The 17,858-nt window shown below is 74.2% G+C and carries 12 protein-coding genes; 4 read left to right on the forward strand and 8 right to left on the reverse strand.

Features of this window, described 5'->3' with window-relative positions; translation table 11 throughout:
* Positions 1 to 58: 58 nt before the first annotated feature.
* Positions 59 to 457: a hypothetical protein gene (locus tag AB0L06_RS34040; RefSeq protein WP_500235270.1), complete on the forward strand. Its 399-nt coding sequence runs from the start codon at positions 59 to 61 to the stop codon at positions 455 to 457.
* A gap of 7 nt (positions 458 to 464) precedes the next feature.
* Here the strand turns inward: AB0L06_RS34040 and AB0L06_RS34045 are convergent, their stop codons facing one another.
* A complete protein-coding gene (locus AB0L06_RS34045) occupies positions 465 to 1,376 on the reverse strand; it encodes a Cgl0159 family (beta/alpha)8-fold protein (protein ID WP_500235271.1) in 912 nt (303 codons plus the stop codon).
* A 216-nt stretch (positions 1,377 to 1,592) separates the two neighbouring features.
* On the opposite strand from AB0L06_RS34045, the gene AB0L06_RS34050 reads away from it, so the two are divergent.
* From AB0L06_RS34050 to AB0L06_RS34060, 3 genes are read left to right on the forward strand one after another with little or no spacing between them, the layout of a single operon-like run.
* Positions 1,593 to 2,810: a S1 family peptidase gene (locus AB0L06_RS34050; RefSeq protein ID WP_500235272.1), complete on the forward strand. Its 1,218-nt coding sequence runs from the start codon at positions 1,593 to 1,595 to the stop codon at positions 2,808 to 2,810.
* A gap of 14 nt (positions 2,811 to 2,824) precedes the next feature.
* Entirely contained in the window at positions 2,825 to 3,313 is a 489-nt protein-coding gene (locus tag AB0L06_RS34055) for a hypothetical protein (RefSeq protein WP_500235273.1), read from the forward strand.
* 14 nt (positions 3,314 to 3,327) lie between these two features.
* A complete protein-coding gene (locus AB0L06_RS34060; protein ID WP_500235274.1) occupies positions 3,328 to 3,819 on the forward strand; it encodes an aegerolysin family protein in 492 nt (163 codons plus the stop codon).
* Here the strand turns inward: AB0L06_RS34060 and AB0L06_RS34065 are convergent.
* The 7 genes from AB0L06_RS34065 to AB0L06_RS34095 form a co-directional block, all read right to left on the reverse strand.
* Positions 3,810 to 6,884, reverse strand: a complete 3,075-nt coding sequence (locus AB0L06_RS34065; protein WP_500235275.1) for an AfsR/SARP family transcriptional regulator — start codon at positions 6,882 to 6,884, stop codon at positions 3,810 to 3,812. The two genes, AB0L06_RS34060 and AB0L06_RS34065, sit on opposite strands and share 10 nt — an antisense overlap.
* Positions 6,881 to 10,036, reverse strand: coding sequence for an AfsR/SARP family transcriptional regulator (locus AB0L06_RS34070; RefSeq protein WP_500235276.1), 3,156 nt, complete (start codon positions 10,034 to 10,036; stop codon positions 6,881 to 6,883). Before AB0L06_RS34070 ends, AB0L06_RS34065 begins: the two co-directional genes overlap by 4 nt.
* A gap of 193 nt (positions 10,037 to 10,229) precedes the next feature.
* Positions 10,230 to 12,308, reverse strand: a complete 2,079-nt coding sequence (locus AB0L06_RS34075; protein ID WP_500235277.1) for an AfsR/SARP family transcriptional regulator — start codon at positions 12,306 to 12,308, stop codon at positions 10,230 to 10,232.
* A gap of 119 nt (positions 12,309 to 12,427) precedes the next feature.
* Positions 12,428 to 12,934 (reverse strand): GNAT family N-acetyltransferase, encoded by a 507-nt coding sequence (locus tag AB0L06_RS34080; protein ID WP_500235278.1) that lies wholly within the window; start codon positions 12,932 to 12,934, stop codon positions 12,428 to 12,430.
* 169 nt (positions 12,935 to 13,103) lie between these two features.
* A complete protein-coding gene (locus AB0L06_RS34085) occupies positions 13,104 to 14,309 on the reverse strand; it encodes an ADP-ribosylglycohydrolase family protein (protein ID WP_500235279.1) in 1,206 nt (401 codons plus the stop codon).
* Positions 14,310 to 14,444: 135 nt separating this feature from the next.
* Positions 14,445 to 16,559, reverse strand: a complete 2,115-nt coding sequence (gene uvrB / locus AB0L06_RS34090; RefSeq protein WP_500235280.1) for an excinuclease ABC subunit UvrB — start codon at positions 16,557 to 16,559, stop codon at positions 14,445 to 14,447.
* A 108-nt stretch (positions 16,560 to 16,667) separates the two neighbouring features.
* Positions 16,668 to 17,828: a sensor histidine kinase gene (locus AB0L06_RS34095; RefSeq protein ID WP_500235281.1), complete on the reverse strand. Its 1,161-nt coding sequence runs from the start codon at positions 17,826 to 17,828 to the stop codon at positions 16,668 to 16,670.
* Positions 17,829 to 17,858 lie beyond the last annotated feature (30 nt).

A 17,858-nucleotide genomic window follows, 5' to 3' on the forward strand; every position in this document is an offset into this window, starting at 1 on the left:
AAGCGCAGGTCATGCTCAGACCATCACGCTCCGTGACCGCAACTCCTAGGAGACGACCATGCCCGGCACGACGACGACCCTCGCACTGGCGGCCGGCGCGGCGATGCTCGCCGGCGGCGCCGCCCTCGCCCTCCCGACGCAGGCCGCCGGCCCCGGGGTGAAGGCGCCCATCACCGCCTACGCCAACGTCACCGCCAACGGCAGGATCAAGTGGGGGTGGGGCATCGGTTCGGTCACCAAGCCCAGCGCCGGCATCTACTGCGTCCGCGCCAACAGGGCCGACATCAGCAAGACCTTCCCGGAAGCCACCGCCGTCAACTACGGCCGCGTCGTGTCGATCATCGCCGAACCGCACAAGGACTGCGGCAACCGGAACGACACCTACCGCGTGACCGTCTACAACGCCGACACCCGCAAGGTCACCGACGGCGGCTTCTACATCACCGTCGTCCCCTGACAGGGGGTCACAAGGGGCGGACGGACTGTTCGACGACCTCGACGGCCGCGTCCACCGTGGCCCGCACGTCGCCGTCCGGCGGGTAGAGCAGAGAGCGGCCGACGATCAGCCCGCGCACGTTCGGCGGACGCAGCGCCCGGCGCCACCCTTCCAGGACGGCCCGCCGGTCGTCGGACACCTCGCCGCCGAGGATCAGCGCGGGCAGCGTGGTCGCCGCCATCACCCGCTCCATCTCCGGCACGACCGGGACCTTCAGCCACGTCCGGGCCGAGGTGGTGCCCAGCGCGGACGCCACCGAGATCGCGCGGATCATCGCGTCCGCGGTGAGGACGTTGCGCAGCCGGCCGTCCTCGCGGCGCGCCGAGAACGGCTCCACGACCGCCATCAGCCCGTGCCCGGCCAGCTCCGACACGGCCCGCCCGCACGCCTCCAGCATCGGCGCGGTCGCCGGGTCGGACTCGTCGATCCGCAGCAGCATCTTGCCGCCGTCCAGCCGGGACGCCGCGACCGCGGCCGCGTCGTAGCCGGTGAACCGGTCGTCGGTCTCGAACGCCGCCCCGGCGAGCCCGCCCCGGTTCATCGAGCCGAGCACGACCATCCCGTCCAGGACGCCGAGGAGCAGCAGGTCCTCGATCACGTCGGGGGTGCCGAGCACGCCGTCCACGCCGGGCCGCGCCAGCGCCGCGCAGACCCGCGCGAGGTAGTCCGACCGGTCGGTCATCGCGCGCGGGTCGCCGCCCGCGCTGAGCACGCCGCGTCCCGGATGGTCGGCCGCGACGATCATCAGCCGCCCGGTCTCCCCCGCCGGCCGCGTCCGCCGCACCCGCGACGCCGCCCGCTCGGCCACCGCCCCAGGGCTGCGCACCCGGACGGCGGTCAGCTCCGCGATCCGTTCCGCCCACTCGGTGGTCGCCGGCACCACGGCCTCACCTCACGCCTGAACATGGAACGTTCTCACCAAGACCTTGTCACCCGGACGTCCTCCCGCCAACCCCCCGTTTCCCACAGCCACCTCGCATGCCGTTCCCAGGACGTTGAAGGGGCGGTTATGGCGCGTTGATCCCGAACGGACAGCCTTCGCGTGGTAGCGGGCGGCGGGACGAGCCGCCCGCCGTCGAGGCACGAAGGAGCGCCCGTGAGAAGACTGACCGCCGCGTTGGCGGCCGGTGCGGCCCTGGTGGCGATGGCCGCCACGCCAGGGCAGGCCATGGCGACCTCGCCGGGGAGGGCGGCGCCCGCGCCTCCCTCCGGGCAGGGGGAGGCGTCGAGGCAGAAGGCGGTCATCGCGTCCCTGCAGCGCGATCTGCACCTGTCGGACGCGCAGGCGCGGGACCGGTACAGGGTCGAGGCGGAGTCCGGGCGGACGTTCGTCCGGGCGGTGCGCGCCGGGCTCCCCCGCGAGTCGATGTGGATCGACCGGACGACCGGGCGGCTGCGCGCCAACGCGGTGAGCGCGGCCGAGAGCGACCGGTTCCGCCGGGCCGGAGTCCTCCCCCGGACGGCTCGCCACTCCACCGCCGACCTCGCCGCGACCAAGCGCAAGCTGGACCGGTTCGTCCAGGGCGGCGGCAAGGCGGCCGGGGCGGGCGGGTCCTGGCACGCCGACGCGGCCACCGACAGCGTCGAACTGCGGGTGCCCGACGACCGGACGGCCCGCGCCCTGCTGGACGGGGCGCGCCTGACGGCGTCCGACCGGGCGAGGATCCGGATCGTGCGGAGTCCGGGCACGCCCCGGACGCACGGGATCATCAGCGGCGACGACATGGGCCCGCGGGACCGCTCGGTCTGCAGCGTGGGATTCATCGCGCGGGACCGGCAGGGCAACAACCGGGTCCTGACCGCGGGCCACTGCACCGGGGCGTACAACGACTGGTACCGGGACGGCGAGCGGATCGGGGCGCAGGTGCTCGCCGACTTCCCCGGCCGGGACTTCGGCCTGGTCAACATCGCCGACCCGTCCCTCTGGACGCCCCTGGGCGGCTACATCAAGACCGGCGGCGCGTGGCTGAACCTGTTCGGGTCGTGGGAGGCGCCGAACGGCGCGACGATCTGCAAGTACGGCATGACCACGTCCTGGACCTGCGGCGCCCAGGTCGCCGGGCAGGGTGTCACCGTCGACTACCCGGGCCAGGGGGTCGTCCGCGACCTGGGTCAGGCCGACCTGTGCTCCTCGGGAGGGGACAGCGGCGGGCCCCTGGTGTGGGACAACACCTACTTCCCCGACTCGGGGCACATGGAGGCCCAGGGCGTGCTGAGCGGCGGCTACGACTGCTCACGGCGCATCACCTACTTCCAGCCGGTCAACCCGATGCTCCAGACGTACGGACTGTCCCTCTACACCAACCCGCGCTGACGGCGAGGAGAACCATGAACAGAACGATCACGTCGGCGGCGCTCGCGGGTGCGACGGCGCTGGCGGTGCTCACGTCCTCCCCGGCGCATGCCGACCAGCGAGCGCACGCCGACCGGGGAGAGGTGTCGGCACAGGCGGCGCGGAGCACCGCGGTGACCTTCGTCAACCAGTCGGGCTGCAACGCCAGCCTGTGGTCCGCCGACCTCGCCCACGGCATGTGGACCGGGTACCCGGCCAATTGGATGATGACCAACGTCACCGGCACCTGGGCGTCGGAGTCCAACGGGTTCATGACCGGCACCGAGGGGACGGTCGTCTACGGCCTCTCCAGCTGCGAGGATCCGGCCCGCGAGGGCGCGTGGGTGACGATGCGCTGGGACAACCCCTATGTCGGCAGCAACTCCTACAGCGAGGACGTGCAGGCGCTGAACGGCGCGAACCTGCACCTGACGCACAGCGGCGGCTCGGGGAACAACGCGGAAGTGAAGTGGATCCTGTGGTGACGTCGAAGACGAGGATGAGGGCTCGAGCGGGGATCACGGTCGCCGCGGCCGTCGCGCTGCTGGGGGCGGGGTTCGCGCAGCAGGCCGGAGCGGCGACCCGCGACGGCACGACCGGCGGGGCGGCGACCCGCGACGGCTCGGTCAGCGCGTCGGCCGCCCGGAGCACGGAGATCTGGTTCACCAACAACACCGGGTGCGAGCTGCGCCTGGCGAACGCCGACCTGGACCACGGGATCTGGACCGTCTACCCGCTCTACTCCATCTCCCCCGGAGGCGGCGGGCACTGGATGTCGGAGTCGGACGGGTTCATGACCGGCACCGAGGGCCGGGTCCGCTACAACCTCTTCGGGGGGTGTGAGAACAAGGTGCTGCGCATCCATTGGAACAACCCCTACGTCGGATCCAACAGCTATGACTGCGACGATTCGTCCAGCGGCATCCGCTGCGGTTTCTGGGGCGGGTCGGGCAACAACGCCGTCGTCACGGTGACGGCCGATCAGGCCTGACCCACCTCATCCGCTGCGGCTCGGTTCCGGACGCCCGGAACCGAGCCGCACGCGCCGTCGGGGCCTCCCAGGGGTTCGAGCAGGGCGGCTACGTCGGACACGTCGGGGAGCCTCAGGGCGGTGAAGATGCGGTGGGCTTTCGAGAGGTGGGTCCTGGCCCGGTCGGTCTCGCCGAGTTCGCGGAGCGCCCAGCCGAGCTGCGTCAGTCCGCGGGCGTGGAAGTAGTCGTCCCCTTCGCTGGACGCGACCGCGCAGCCGTCCTGCGCGTGCTCGCGCGCCGCCTCGAAGTCGCCCGCATGGTTGTACGCCCGCGCGAGCCAGCTCAGCGCGAGGGACTCCCAGTAGCGGCCGCCGATCACCCGCAGGATCCGCACGCTCTCGTGGAACCCGGCGAGGGCCTCGTCCGGACGGCCCGTCCACAGCTGGACGTTGCCCAGGTAGAGCAGGGCCCGCGCCCGGGCTCCCAGGTCGTTGATCTCGTGGGCGAGCGCCAGGGCCCTCTCGCCGTCCGCGGTCGCCTCCGCGGGACGGCCGTTGGCCAGCTGGGCGACCCCGCGCAGCGCGAGGGCGAACGACTCGCAGGCGGGGTTCGCGGTCGACCTGCTGATCCGGACGGCCTCGTCCAGCGCCACGAGCGCCCCGGGGAAGTCCCGCTCGGTGAGCCGCTCGCCGCCGAGATGGTTGAGCACGTAGGGGAGCATCCCGTCGTCCCCGATCCCGCGGAGCAGGTCGACGGCGCGCCCGGTCAGGGGCAGCGCCTCGTCGACCATGAACCGGCGGCTCACCGCGCCGCCCTCCAGGAACAGCGCCCGCCCCTCGGCGGCGGGATCGCCGCGCTCCGCCGCCGCCCGGCCCAGCACGCGCGCGCTGCCCTCCAGCCGGTCGGTGCGGACGTCGTTGAACGCCAGCGGGGTGATCGCCATCAGCACGTCGGCGGGCAGCGCGATCGGGATCCCGGGCTCGCGGGAGGCCCGCTCGATCGCGTCGAAGACGTCGTCCTGCGCCTCGTGGAACCAGACCACGGCCCGCCGCCGGTCGGCGAACTCCCGTCCCGCCGCCGACGTCGGCGTCACGCGCCGGGGCAGGCGCTCCGACGGCGAGATGACCGGATGGGTGTTGCGCAGGGTGACCAGGTAGAACTCCAGCAGCCGCAGCAGCGCGGGGATCGGCTCCGCCTCCCCGGCCAGCTCCCTGCCGTACAGCCGGAGCAGGTCGTGGAAGCGGTACTCCCACTCCCCCGTCGAGGTCATCAGGCCGACGTCGACCAGCGCCTCGCACAGGTCCTCCGCCTCGAGCGGCGGCCGGTCCAGCACGGCGGCGGCGACGGCGGACGACACGGGCTGCGGGGCGACCGCGGCCAGCAGCCGCACCGCCCGGGCCTGCTCGGGCGGAAGCTGCCGGTAGCTCAGCTCGAAGGTGGCCCGGACGTCGAGGTCGCCGGTCCTGAGCCGCCGCAGCCGGTGGTGCTCGTCGTCCAGGCGTCCGGCGAGCGACGCGACGGTCCAGCCCGGACGGGTCGCCAGGCGGGACGCGACGACGCGCACCGCGAGCGGGAGCTGCCCGCAGAGCGCGGCCAGCTCCCGCACGGGCTCCGGCTCGGCCCGGGCGCGCTCGGCGCCGATGATCCTGGTGAGCAGGTCCACCGCGTCGTCCTCGTCCAGGACGTCCAGGCCGATCCGGTGCGCGCCCGCCAGCTCGGGCAGCAGCGCGCGGCCGGTCAGCAGGGTCGCGCAGTGCGGCGTCCCGGGGAGGAGCGCCTGGACGTGGGCATGGTCGCGGACGTTGTCGAGCAGCACCAGCATCGGCCGCCCGGCGAGGAGCGTCCGGTAGAGGGCGGCCCGGTTGGCGAGGGAGTTGGGGATGTCGCCCTCCGCCACGCCGAGCCGCCGCAGGAACTGGTCGAGCGCCTCCCCCGGCTCGACCGGGGGGCCGTCGGCTCCGCGCAGGTCGATGTAGAGCTGGCCGCCCGGGAACAGGTGCTTGACCTCGTGCGCGGCCCTGATGGCCAGGCTCGTCTTGCCGACCCCTCCCATGCCGTTGATGACGACGGGGCGCGCCGGATCCTCGCTGAGCGCGGCCACGATGTCGGCCGTCTCGCGCCGACGTCCGGTGAAGTCGGGCAGGACGGCGGGCAGATCCGCGCAGACCACCTGCCGGGCCTCAGCGGACATCTCCCCCTCGCCTACGACGGCCGCGTCATCGGAATCGGTCTCGGAGCGGCCGCCGACGGTCGTGGTCAGGTGGGCGGACGACGGGTCCGAGGCGTCCGCGAGGATCTGCGCGTGGCGCTCGCGCAGGGCCGGACCCGGTTCGAGGCCAAGATCCTCGGCGAGGGCGTGCCGGGCCCGGCCGTACGCGGCGAGCGCGTCGGCCGTCCGTCCGAGGCGGTGGTAGGCCGACATCAGCGCCGCGACCAGCCGTTCCTGGTGCGGGTCGTGGTCCAGCGCGCGGACCAGCCCGGGGATGGCCTCGTCGTCGCGTCCGGCCACGACGAGCAGTTCGAGGTGCCGCGCGGCGGCCGCTTCGCGCTGCGCGGCCAGCGATCCGCGAGCGGTCTCGGCGAACGGGCCCGGGATGCCCTCCAGCGCCTCGCCCCGCCAAAGGGAGAGCGCCTCGGAGAGGATCCGCGCCGCCTTCGAGGGATCGGCGCCGGCCGAGGTGTTCGCGGCGGAGACGGCGTCGGCGAACGCCAGGGCGTCGACGCCGGCGCGTTCGGCGAGCAGGCGGTAGCCCGTGCGCGGACGGTGCTCGAGGAGCGACGGCTCCCCCTTGCCCCGCTTCGGCTGGAGGGACTTCCGCAGCCGGTAGACGTGGCTGGCGACGACCCGCTGCGGGCCTTCGGGCAGCTCGTGGCCGTAGAGGCCGTCGACGATCGTCTGGACGGGGACGAACGCGCCGGGCGAGAGCGCCAGCATCGCCAGGATCGCCGTCTGCCCCGGAGACCCGGGCGCGACCGTCCGGCCGTCGACGGCGAGTTCGGCCCCGCCCAGCAGCCCGACGGAGACGGCCGGTGGAGCCGGCGGCGCCGCGTCCCCGGAGACCTCGGGATTCCCACCGGTGGTCACTGTCGTCCTCCCTCACGGCCGGCGGTGTCGCCCCCGGGGTCGATGCCGAGGGCGGCGAGCCGCCGCCGCGCCTCGGCCAGATGGTCGTAGGCCTCGGCCGAGCCCGCCGCCTCCAGGGCCCTGCCGTACGCGAACCGGGCCCGGGCCGCGTGGTGCGGCTGGCCGGACGCGGACGCGTCCTGCCAGGCACGACGCGCCTCCTGGACCGCCGCCTCGTGCCGTCCGCCGGCCGTCAGTGCCCCGGCGAGGCGGTAGCGGACGGGAATGGAGAGGGACAGCATGCCGCGCTCCCCGGCGCGTTCGAGCACCCCGCCGTAGGCGGCGATCCCCGCCGGGAGGTCGCCGCTCCGGCACAGCAGGTCCGCCTCGGTCATCGCCGCGATGGCCGACAGGCGCGGGTCGGCGGTCCGGAAGACTCCGGCGAAGTGCCGGGCCCGTTCGATCAGCCGCTCGGACGGGACGGACCGCGCGGGGTCCGCCGCGTCCACGACCAGCTCGTGCAGGTGCCCGCCCAGCGCCAGCAGCGAGTCGGGACGGGCCTCGCCGTCCAGTTCGCCGACGAGGGCGACGGCGCGGCGGAACATCGCCCGGGCGCCCGCGTGGTCGCCGGTCTCCCTGCGCGTCAGCGCGCCGTAGTGGAGGCAGAACAGGCTGAGGACGTGCCGATGCCCGCCCGCGTCCCCGTCGAAGTCGGTGGGACGGTCGCCATCGGGGTCCAGGCCGTACAGTGCGAGCGACTCGTCCAGGAGGGCGCGGGCGCGGCCGAACTCCCCGGAGGACAGGTGCGTCACCCCGGCGATGTAGGCGGCCTGCGCGGCGCACCCGGCCATGCCGACGCCGTCCACGCCGACGCCGTCCACGACCGTGTCGCCGTGCCGGTGGAACAGGTCCACGGACGTCCGGTGGAGCGCGTCGGTGGCCTCGGCGAACGGCCTGAGGCTCAGATGGTCGTCCAGGGTCGGCAGGAGCACCAGGAAGTCCAGCGCGAGGCGGATCACGCGGAGGTCGCCGGTCGCCGCGGCCCGCCGCGCCAACGAGATCACCACCCCCTGATGCCGCTGGACCCAGGCCGCCGCGGCCTCGTCGTCCGAACCCAGCGTCACGCCCGGACGTGCGGCGCAGCGCAGGACGGGCGCGACCACCCGCACGATGTCCGGCCGCACCGACACCAGGGCCCCGAGCATCATCGCGCCCAGCAGGTCCAGGGCATTGGTGACCGCCGCGGTCAGCTCGGCCTCGCTCAGCAGCTCCCGCGCCTTGTCCCGCGCGTGGACGGCGACTAGCTCGTGAATGCCGTAGCGGCCCGACTCGCGGGGCTGCATCAGGGCGGCGTCCACCAGCTCCCCGAGCAGCCGTCCGGCGTCGGCCTCCGGCAGGCCGAGGACGGCCGCCGCCGACGGGACGCGCCAGCCGGTGGGGTCGACCGCCGCCAGCGTCACCAGCGCCTTGGCCTGGTGGACGGTCAGCTGCGCGAACGACGCCTCCAGCGCGCCGGTGACGGCGAGGTCGCCCGCCTTCAGCTCGCCCATGAGCCGGGTGGTGTCGGCGAGCCGGTCCACCATCGAGGAGACCGGCCAGGCGGGCCTGCCGGCGAGCCGGGCGGCCGCGATCCGCAGCGCGAGGGGCAGGTGGCCGCACAGCGAGGCCAGCGCCGCCACCTGGTCGGGCTGCTCCTCGGCGCGGCCCCGTCCGATGATCGTCGTCACCAGCTCCGCGGACTCGTCCGCGGAGAGCTCCCCGAGCCGGATCCGGACGGCCGCCGGGGCGGACGGCAGGGGCCCGCGCGAGGTGGCGATCCAGGCGGACCCGGGCGTGGCGGGCAGCAGCGGCGCGACCTGCTCGTCGCCCGCCGCGTCGTCCAGGACGACCAGGACCGCCCGGTCGGCGAGCACGGACCGCAGCAGCGTCAGCCGTTCCGGGACGCCGGTGGGCAGGCGGTCGGCGGGGACGCCAAGCGCCGACAGCCACCCGTCCAGCACCGTTCCCGGGTCCACCGGGCCGTCGACCTCGCGCAAGGAGGCGTAGAGCATCCCGCCCGGGAAACGCGGCGGCGCATCCGGCCCGGACTGCACTGCGGCATGGGCGGCGTGCAGGGCCAGGGACGTCTTGCCGATGCCGCCCATGCCGCTGATGACGACCCCACCGCCCGCCGTGAGCGCGTCCGACGCCTCCGCGACCTCGCCGGACCGGCCGGTGAAGTCGGCGGGCGCGGCCGGCACCTGCATGGGAACCCGGCTGACCTGGGGTTCCGCGACCGTCCGGCGCGGCTCGTCCGCCGAGGGCCGGACGAGGGTCTTCGCGGACGCCTCCCCGGAAACACCCTCGTGAGGCGCGAGAACGGCGGCGTCGCCCGACAGGATCGCGGCGTGCAGGTCCCGCAACCGCCGTCCGGGTTCGACACCCAGCTCATCGGCCAGGAGACGACGCGCGTGCGCATAGGCGGCCAAGGCATCCGCGGTCCGGCCCGAACGGTACAAGGCCAGCATCAACACCGCGTGCAGGCGTTCCCTGAACGGATGAGCGGCCACCTCGGCCGACACGACGGGGATCAGTTCCGTGTGCCGGTCGACGGCGAGCATCAGCTCCCCGTGGAGTTCGCGCAGACCGGTGCGCGCCTCGGCCAGGGCGTCCCGGTGGGCCGTGGCGAGCGGCGCGTCCAGGCCGCTCAGCGCGGTCGGTCCGCGCCACAGGCCGAGCGCCCGCTCGACGACGGCCAGCGCCTCGGCGGGAGCGCGTCCCGGAGTGTGGGCCTCGGCGGCCAGAGCGGTGAACTCGAGCGCGTCCACCTCGGCCGGGGACAGCGCGAGGCGGTACCCCCCGGAGCCGCCGGTGACGATCAGCGAGGGCGCTCCCAGGCCGCCGCCCCGCCCCCTCCGCCGGTCGGGTTCGAGGACGGCGCGCAGCCGGTACACGCAGTTGGCGATCACCTCGCGCGCCGACGGCGGCGGATCCCCGGGATAGAGCCCCGCGACCAGCTCGTCCAGCGACACCGTCGCCCCGGCGCGCATCGCCAGCGCGCCCAGAACCGTCTGGACGCCGGGACCACCGGGCGGGACGGTCTCCACGACACCACCGCGAACCCGGGTCACGGTGACGGGCCCGAGCAGACCGATCCGCACATCCGTCCGTGCGCGCGCTGCGCCGCCCGCCATGCCGCGCCTCCGCCCCCGACAGGCGTCATCGCCTGTTGCCCCCGTCGGGCGGATTCTAGACAGGCGATGACATTTGCGAAACCGCACAGGCCCCGGCCGACCGGCGGCGCCTCGCCCCGCACGTCATCGCGGCCCCCGGCGACACCCCGACTCGGGAAGCGAACCGGCGGCTACCGCCGGCGTCCCCTCCAGATCACCGGTGATCCACCGGACGAGACCGAGCAGACCGACGATCCCGCCGGACGCCCCCGAACGGGCGGGTCCCCGCCAAGGCGAGGCCGGGTGCGGCCGGACCGGTCGGCCTCCGGAGCGTCGGCTCACCGCCCCGCACCCCCTCCAGGACGTCCCGCCGGGACGGCGCCTCGCCGAGCCCCACCGGCGCCAGGACGTCCTCCCGCGCCTCAGGCGGGACGTCGAGGGCCCTCACCAGCGCGGCACGCACCTCGGCCCCGCCGTCGATCCGCTCGGCAAGCCCGCGCGCGAACAACCGGAGCAGGTCGTGGTACCGGTAGCGGCCGGGCGCGGGGGTGTCCAGCATGCCGAGATCGACGAGCCCCTCGGCCAGGTCCTCGGCCTGATCGGCGTCCGTCCCGAGGAGCGCCGCGGCGACCTCCCGCGAGACCGGGCCGGCCCCGGGCAGGGCGAGCAGGCGGAACGCCCGCGCCTGGTCGCCGTCCAGCAGGTCGTAGCCGCGCCGGAACGCCTCCTCCACGGCCTGCCCGCCCAGGGAGAGCCCGGCGAGCCGCCCCCGATCGTCCGACAGCGCAGCGGCCACCTCACCGATGCTCACGTCCGGCCGTCCGGCCAGCCGGGCCCCGACGATCCGCACCGCGAGCGGAAGCCCCCCGCAGAACCGGACGGCGTCCAGCGCCGCGCCGGGCTCCGCGGCCACCCGTTCCGCACCCGCGACCCGGGCGAGGAGTTCGAGGGCCTCGCCGCTCTCGAACCCCTCCATGTCGACCCGCTCGTCCATGGGCAGCTCGCTCAACTTCGCCCGAGCGGTGACCAGGACGGCGCAGCCCGCACCGGCGGGCAGCAGCGGACGAACCTGGGTGAGGTCGCGAGCGTCATCGAGGACGACCAGGACACGCCGGTCCGCCAGCCGCGACCGGTACAACGCCGCCCTCTCGACGGCCCCCTCCGGAATCGCCGCGCCGGGCACACCGAGCGCCTCGAGGAAGCCGCCCAGCACCACCCCCGGGTCGGCAGGACGGCCGCCCGTCCCGCGCAGATCGGCGTACAGCCGCCCGTCGGGAAAACGCTCACCGACACCGTGCGCCACATGGACGGCCAGGGTCGTCTTCCCCACACCGCCCGGCCCGGTCACCGCCACGACCACCGGCGCCCGGCCCCCGCCGGCAGCCCCCCGCTCCGCCGAGGTCAGCAAAGCACGCAACCGGCCGACCAGCCCACGCCGCCCGGTGAAGTCCGCAGCCTCGTCCGGCAGGTCTTGGACGGCCTGAACCAGCGGCTCAGCGGTAGGGATCGCCGCATCGACGGCATGCGGCGACGGGTCGGCGGCGAGGATCCGGCGGTGCAGGTCGCACAGCTCCGGACCCGGCGTCGCGCCCAGGTCGTCCGCCAGAACACGCCGCGCCCTGGCGAACACGTCCAGGGCCTCCGCCCGCCGCCCGTTGCGCTGGAGCGCCAGCATCAGCAGGCCGTGCACCGCCTCGTCCCACGGGTGCTCGTGCGCCAGGAGGGTCAGCTCGCCGACCGCCTGCGCATGGCGTCCGAGATCGAGATCGAGATCGAGCTCCAGCCGCCTCCGCACCGCACGGAACCGCAGGTCGGCGAGCCGGGACCGCTGCTGCTCGGCATAGGGACCGGGCAACCCCGCCAGCGGCGCCCCGCCCCAGAGCCCGTCGGCCTCGAGCAGCAGCCGCCGGGCCGCGACCGGATCCCCCGACGCCCGCGCCTTCTCCGCGGCGGCGATGCGTTCCTCGAAGACGAAGGCGTCCACCTCCGCGTCCGGCGCCCGCAGCGCGTATCCCGTGCCGACCGACACCAGCACCTCGGGCCGTCCCCGGTCGCGTTCCAGCACCCGGCGCAGCCGGGACGCGTACGTGCGGACGGCCCCGACCGCACGAGCAGGCGGATCGCCTTCCCACAACGCGGCGACCAGGTCCTCGACCGCCATCCCCCGACCACGACGCAGCAGGACCGCCGCCAGCAGCGCGCGCTGCTGCGGCGACCCCGTTTCCAGTTCTCGCTCCCCGCGCCAGACCCGAGGCGGTCCGAGCACGGTGAAGCGCCATCGCTCCCCGTTCACGGGATCGAAGCATGACCCGGACGGATCATCGCCCCGTCAACGCCCGATCAACGCCGCCGCTGGACCGGGGCCCCGCCGGACGCGGCACCACCGGCCGCCCCCCTCCGAGACCGCGGAGGTCAGGAGGTCGGGGCCCACATGACCACGCGCGGGCCGAGGCGGTGCAGTCCCGCGGCGACCTCGGCGTCCCAGTGCCTGCGGAGGCCGGGCGTCCAGCGCTCCTCGGGCAGGACGGAGAACCCGTGCCGCGAGTACCAGGGCCCGTTCCAGGCGATGTCGCGGAAGGTGAGCAGGCTGACGCCGGGCGATCCGGCCGCCGCCGCGTGGTCCAGGACGGCCAGGAGGAGCCGCGTGCCGATGCCCTGCCCGGCGAGGTCGGCGTGCATCGAGATCTGGTCGAGGTGGATCGCGCCGTCCAGCGGGGAGAGCACCGCGTACCCCGCCGGCGGATCCCCCGCCACCAGGATCTCCGCGTCGCGGCCGATCATCTGCTCCACCACGGTCGGCCCGGGCGGGAACTCGATGCCGACCGCGCCGAACATCCGGTCGGCGGAGTTCTCGATCGGGGGCAGCAGGTCCAGGTCGGCCGGCGAGGCCGGACGGATCTCAAAGGGGTCAGTGCTCACCCATCGATCGTAAGCGCCCAAACCCGCCGTTCCACGCCGGACGCACCATCAGCCCGCCCGAACCACCCCTCCCCGCCCACATCCGACCGCCCCCCGCTGCAGCGCCGTCGCGTAGAACAGCAGCGCCGCCCCCCGACCTGCGCCGTCCGCCTGCGGGGGGCCGCCGGGCTCAGCTCGCGAAGTAGCGGGACATCCAGGACATGGGCGGACCGCCCCAGCCGCCGGGATCGGCGGGCGGGTTCGGACCGAACTCCAGGAAGCAGTCGGCGGCGAGGCGGGTGACCGCGTCCGCGACCTCCAGCCGGTCACGCCACGGACGCGGGAACGCCTCGGACCCGTGCGCCGCGCCGAGCAGGTTGCCGCAGATCAGGCCCGTGGAGTCACTGTCACCGGAGTGGTTGACCGCGATCAGCAGGCCGAGCCCGCCGAGCGCCGCGACGCCGCCGGGGCCGTCCGTGCGGGCATGGCGTTCGGCGGCGAGCGCCGCGTACACGCCGATCGCGAGGGCCTCCTCGCCCATCCAGCCCCGGCCGAGCGACTCGGCCCGCTCCGGCGTCGGCTCCCCTTCCCCGACCAGCGCCGTCGCGACGTCGAGGGCCCGCGCGGTCTCCTCGTGCCCGGGATGGTTCGCCAGTTCGCCGCGCGCGACGGCCAGGGCGTCCGGGAGCGACCGCCCGTGGACGAGCCCCCAGACGGTCGCGGCGAGCACACCGCCCGGCAGGTGCCCGCTGGGATGTCCGTGGGTGAGCGCCGCCGCGTCCCGGCCCAGCTTGAACGCGTACCGCGCGCTGACCGGGGAGAAACCGCAGGGCGCGGTACGGGTCACGCCGCCGCAGCCCTTGGAGTCGTTGATCGGCTCGTCCACCGTGCCGAGCGGCCGGCCCGGATCGCGCCGTTCGGCGGCCTTGTGCAGCGCCGACACCAGCGTCCGCCCGGGGCTCCGCCGTGCGGTGACCGCGGGAACCGACAGCAGCCAGCCACCTGCCAGTCCGCCCTGATCCGGGACGGTCTCGCCCTGCCCCTTCAGCCACTCCAGGTACGCCACCTGCAGCAGCCCGAGCGCCGCGCCGCCGATGCCGCGGCTCCTGGCCCGCACCGACGCCTGCACCAGCCCGTACGCGGTCAGCATCATCAGCTGCGCGTCCCCGGAGATCGCCCCGGCGGGCGCCCGCCCGTCCACGAGGTCCGTCAGCCCGGACGGCCCGTACCGCCGCCGGATCCCGTCCAGCGAGACCCCCTCGACGGGCATCCCCAGCGCCGTCCCGACCGCCCCGCCGACCAGGCACCCCGGCACCCGCTCCTCCAGCGGATACGGCGACGGTGACGCCCCGGAGGACGAAGACGACATCCCGGAGGGCGGCGACACGAACGACATCCCGCCACGCTACCGCCGAACAACGGACGACTCCCGAACGCCGACACCGCCGCCCCGCCTGCTCCGCCGCCCAGCGCCGCTTCGGGCGGCGGCGAGCGGGCGCACTGCCGTGTGCCTCCCGCCCACGGCCGCGGGTTACTTGACGCCGGCCTCCTTCATCTCGCGGAGTTCGCGCTTGAGCTCCTTGATCTCGTCGCGGAGGCGGGCGGCGAGCTCGAACTGGAGGTCGGTCGCGGCCTGGTGCATCTGCTCGGTCATCTGCTCGATGAGCGACTCCAGCTCCTCGCGCGGACGCTCGCCGACCAGGTCGGCGGCGTGGCGGCCGGCCTCGCGGCGGGACGCCAGGCCGGGGACGGGGGCCTTGCCGCGGGACTGCTGGCGGCCCGCGCCGCCGATCAGGGTCTCGGTGTCGGCGTCCTCGCGGGCGAGCGAGTCGAGGATGTCGGCGATCTTCTTGCGGAGCGCCGTCGGCTCGATGCCGTGCTCGGTGTTGTACGCCTCCTGCTTGGCGCGGCGCCGGTTGGTCTCCTCGATGGCCCGCTCCATGGACGGCGTCACCCGGTCGGCGTACATGTGCACCTGGCCGGACACGTTGCGGGCGGCGCGTCCGATGGTCTGGATCAGTGACGTCTCGGAGCGCAGGAAGCCCTCCTTGTCGGCGTCCAGGATGGCCACCAGCGACACCTCGGGCAGGTCGAGGCCCTCGCGCAGCAGGTTGATGCCGACCAGGACGTCGAACTCGCCCGCGCGCAGCTCGCGCAGCAGCTCGATGCGGCGCAGGGTGTCGACCTCGCTGTGCAGGTAGCGGACCTGGACGCCGAGTTCGAGCAGGTAGTCGGTGAGATCCTCGGCCATCTTCTTGGTGAGGGTGGTGACCAGGACGCGCTCGTCCTTCTCGGTGCGCACCCGGATCTCGTGCACCAGGTCGTCGATCTGGCCCTGGGTGGGCTTGACGATCACCTCGGGGTCGACCAGCCCGGTCGGCCGGATGACCTGCTCGACGACGTCGCCCTTGGAGCGGCCCAGCTCGTAGGGGCCGGGGGTCGCCGACAGGTAGACGGTCTGGTCGATGCGCTCGAGGAACTCCTCCCACTTCAGCGGCCGGTTGTCCATCGCCGACGGCAGCCGGAAGCCGTGCTCGACCAGCATTCGCTTGCGGGACGCGTCGCCCTCGTACATCGCGCCGATCTGCGGGACGGTCTGGTGCGACTCGTCGATGACCAGGAGGAAGTCCTCCGGGAAGAAGTCGATCAGGGTGTTGGGGGCCGTGCCCTGCTCACGGCCGTCGATGTGCCGCGAGTAGTTCTCGATGCCCGAGCAGGTGCCGACCTGCCGCATCATCTCGATGTCGTAGGTGGTGCGCATGCGCAGCCGCTGCGCCTCGAGCATCTTGCCGCGCCGCTCCATGTCGGCGAGCGTCGTCTCGAGTTCGGCCTCGATGGCGCCGATCGCCCGCTCCATGCGCTCGGGCCCGGCGACGTAGTGCGAGGCGGGGAAGACGTAGATCTCCTCGTCCTCGGTGAGGACCTCGCCGGTCAGGGGGTGCAGGGTGGCGAGCTTCTCGATCTCGTCGCCGAACATCTCGATCCGGACGGCGAGCTCCTCGTACTGCGGGATGATCTCGACCGTGTCGCCGCGGACCCGGAAGGTGCCGCGGGTGAACGACAGGTCGTTGCGGCTGTACTGCATCTCGACCAGGCGGCGGAGCAGGTCGTCCCGCTCGATCTGCTGGCCGACGCGGAGCCGGACCATGCGGTCGACGTACTCCTGGGGCGTGCCGAGGCCGTAGATGCAGGACACCGACGCGACCACGACGGTGTCGCGGCGGGTCAGCAGCGAGTTGGTGGCCGAGTGCCGCAGCCGGTCCACCTCGTCGTTGATCGAGGAGTCCTTCTCGATGTAGGTGTCGGTCTGCGGGATGTACGCCTCGGGCTGGTAGTAGTCGTAGTACGAGACGAAGTACTCGACCGCGTTGTGCGGCATCATCTCGCGCAGCTCGTTGGCGAACTGGGCGGCGAGCGTCTTGTTCGGCTGCATGACCAGGATGGGCCGCTGGAGCTTCTCCACCAGCCAGGCGACCGTGGCGGTCTTGCCGGTGCCGGTCGCGCCGAGCAGCACCGTGTCCTTGTCGCCGCGCCCGACCCGCGTCTCGAGCTGGGCGATGGCCTGCGGCTGGTCGCCGGACGGCGTCATGTCGCTGACGACCTCGAACGGCGCTACCTTGCGCTGCAGGTCGGTGACCGGTCGCATCTGGCCTTACCCCCGAAGATCTACCTTGGGCCGGGTCATGAGCGAACCCGGCCAACCCACTCTACGTAGGGGGTACGACAATCTGCGGCCCCGAACTATTTCCGCAGGTCAGGAGGTCGGAACGGGAAGCCTGGCCCGGACGGCGAAACCGCCGTCCCGGCTGGGCCCCGCCTCGAAGTGGCCGCCGAGCGCCACGACCCGTTCCCGCAGGCCGATCAGGCCGTTCCCGCCGCTGGGCAGGCCGTGCCCGGCGGCCCCCTCGGGGGCGGCCCGGTTGACGACCGAGACCTCCACGGCGTCCGGCGGGAGCCGCACGTCCACCCGCGTGGACGCCCCGCCCGCGTGCTTGTGGACGTTGGTCAGGGCCTCCTGGACGATCCGGTACACCGTCCGGGAGATCGCCGCCGGCACCGGCCGCTCCTCCCCGTAGACCACCAGGTCCACCAGGAGCCCGGCCGCGCCCGACTGCCCGACCAGGTCGCGGACGTCGCCCAGGTCGGGATCGGCGGAGGCGAGCTCGCCCTCGCCCTGCCGCAGGACGCCGATCACCTGCCGCAGCTCCTCCAGCGCCTGCCGGCCCATGTCGCCGATCACGGTCGCGGTCTGGGCGGCCCGCTCCGGGTCCCGGGCGGCCACGGCCCGCAGCGCCCCCGCGTGGACGACCATGACGCTGACCCGGTTGGCGACCACGTCGTGCATCTCACGCGCGATCCGGGTGCGCTCCTCCGCGCGGGCGCGCTCGAGGAGCAGGTGCTGCTCCCGCTCCAGCCGGGACGCCCGTTCCTGCAGGGACACCAGCAGCTGCTTGCGCGCCCCCATGTACATGCCGAGGATCACCGGGAACGAGGTGAACAGCAGCCCGAACGTGGCGTTCGCCGCGGACGAGTCGTTCCCGCCGCCCGGCGACGGGACGATCAGGAACACCGCGTAGCTGGTCGCGGCGATCGCGATGGCCGTCCAGCGGGACGCGGCGTACGCCCCCAGCGAGTACAGGCCGATCAGCCCCGTGATCGGGCCGCCGCCCGCCGCCGTCCCCACGACCAGGGAGACCAGGGCGATCTGCACGGGGTAGTGCCGGCGCGCGACCAGCCCGAACGCCAGGAGCGCGGAGACCAGGGCGACGCCGTAGCCGGGCAGCCAGTACGACTTCGAGGTCTCCGCCCACATGATCGCGCCGTCCAGGACGGACGCGCCGGCCGCCAGCGAGACGTCCAGGACCCGGGACCGGCGCGACGGCCACGACGTCGTCCACCACCCCCGCAAGTCCATGCGCCGAGCTTATAGCGACATGAGGGGAGG

This window comes from Spirillospora sp. NPDC052269 (assembly GCF_040679435.1).
GTDB lineage: Bacteria > Actinomycetota > Actinomycetes > Streptosporangiales > Streptosporangiaceae > Spirillospora.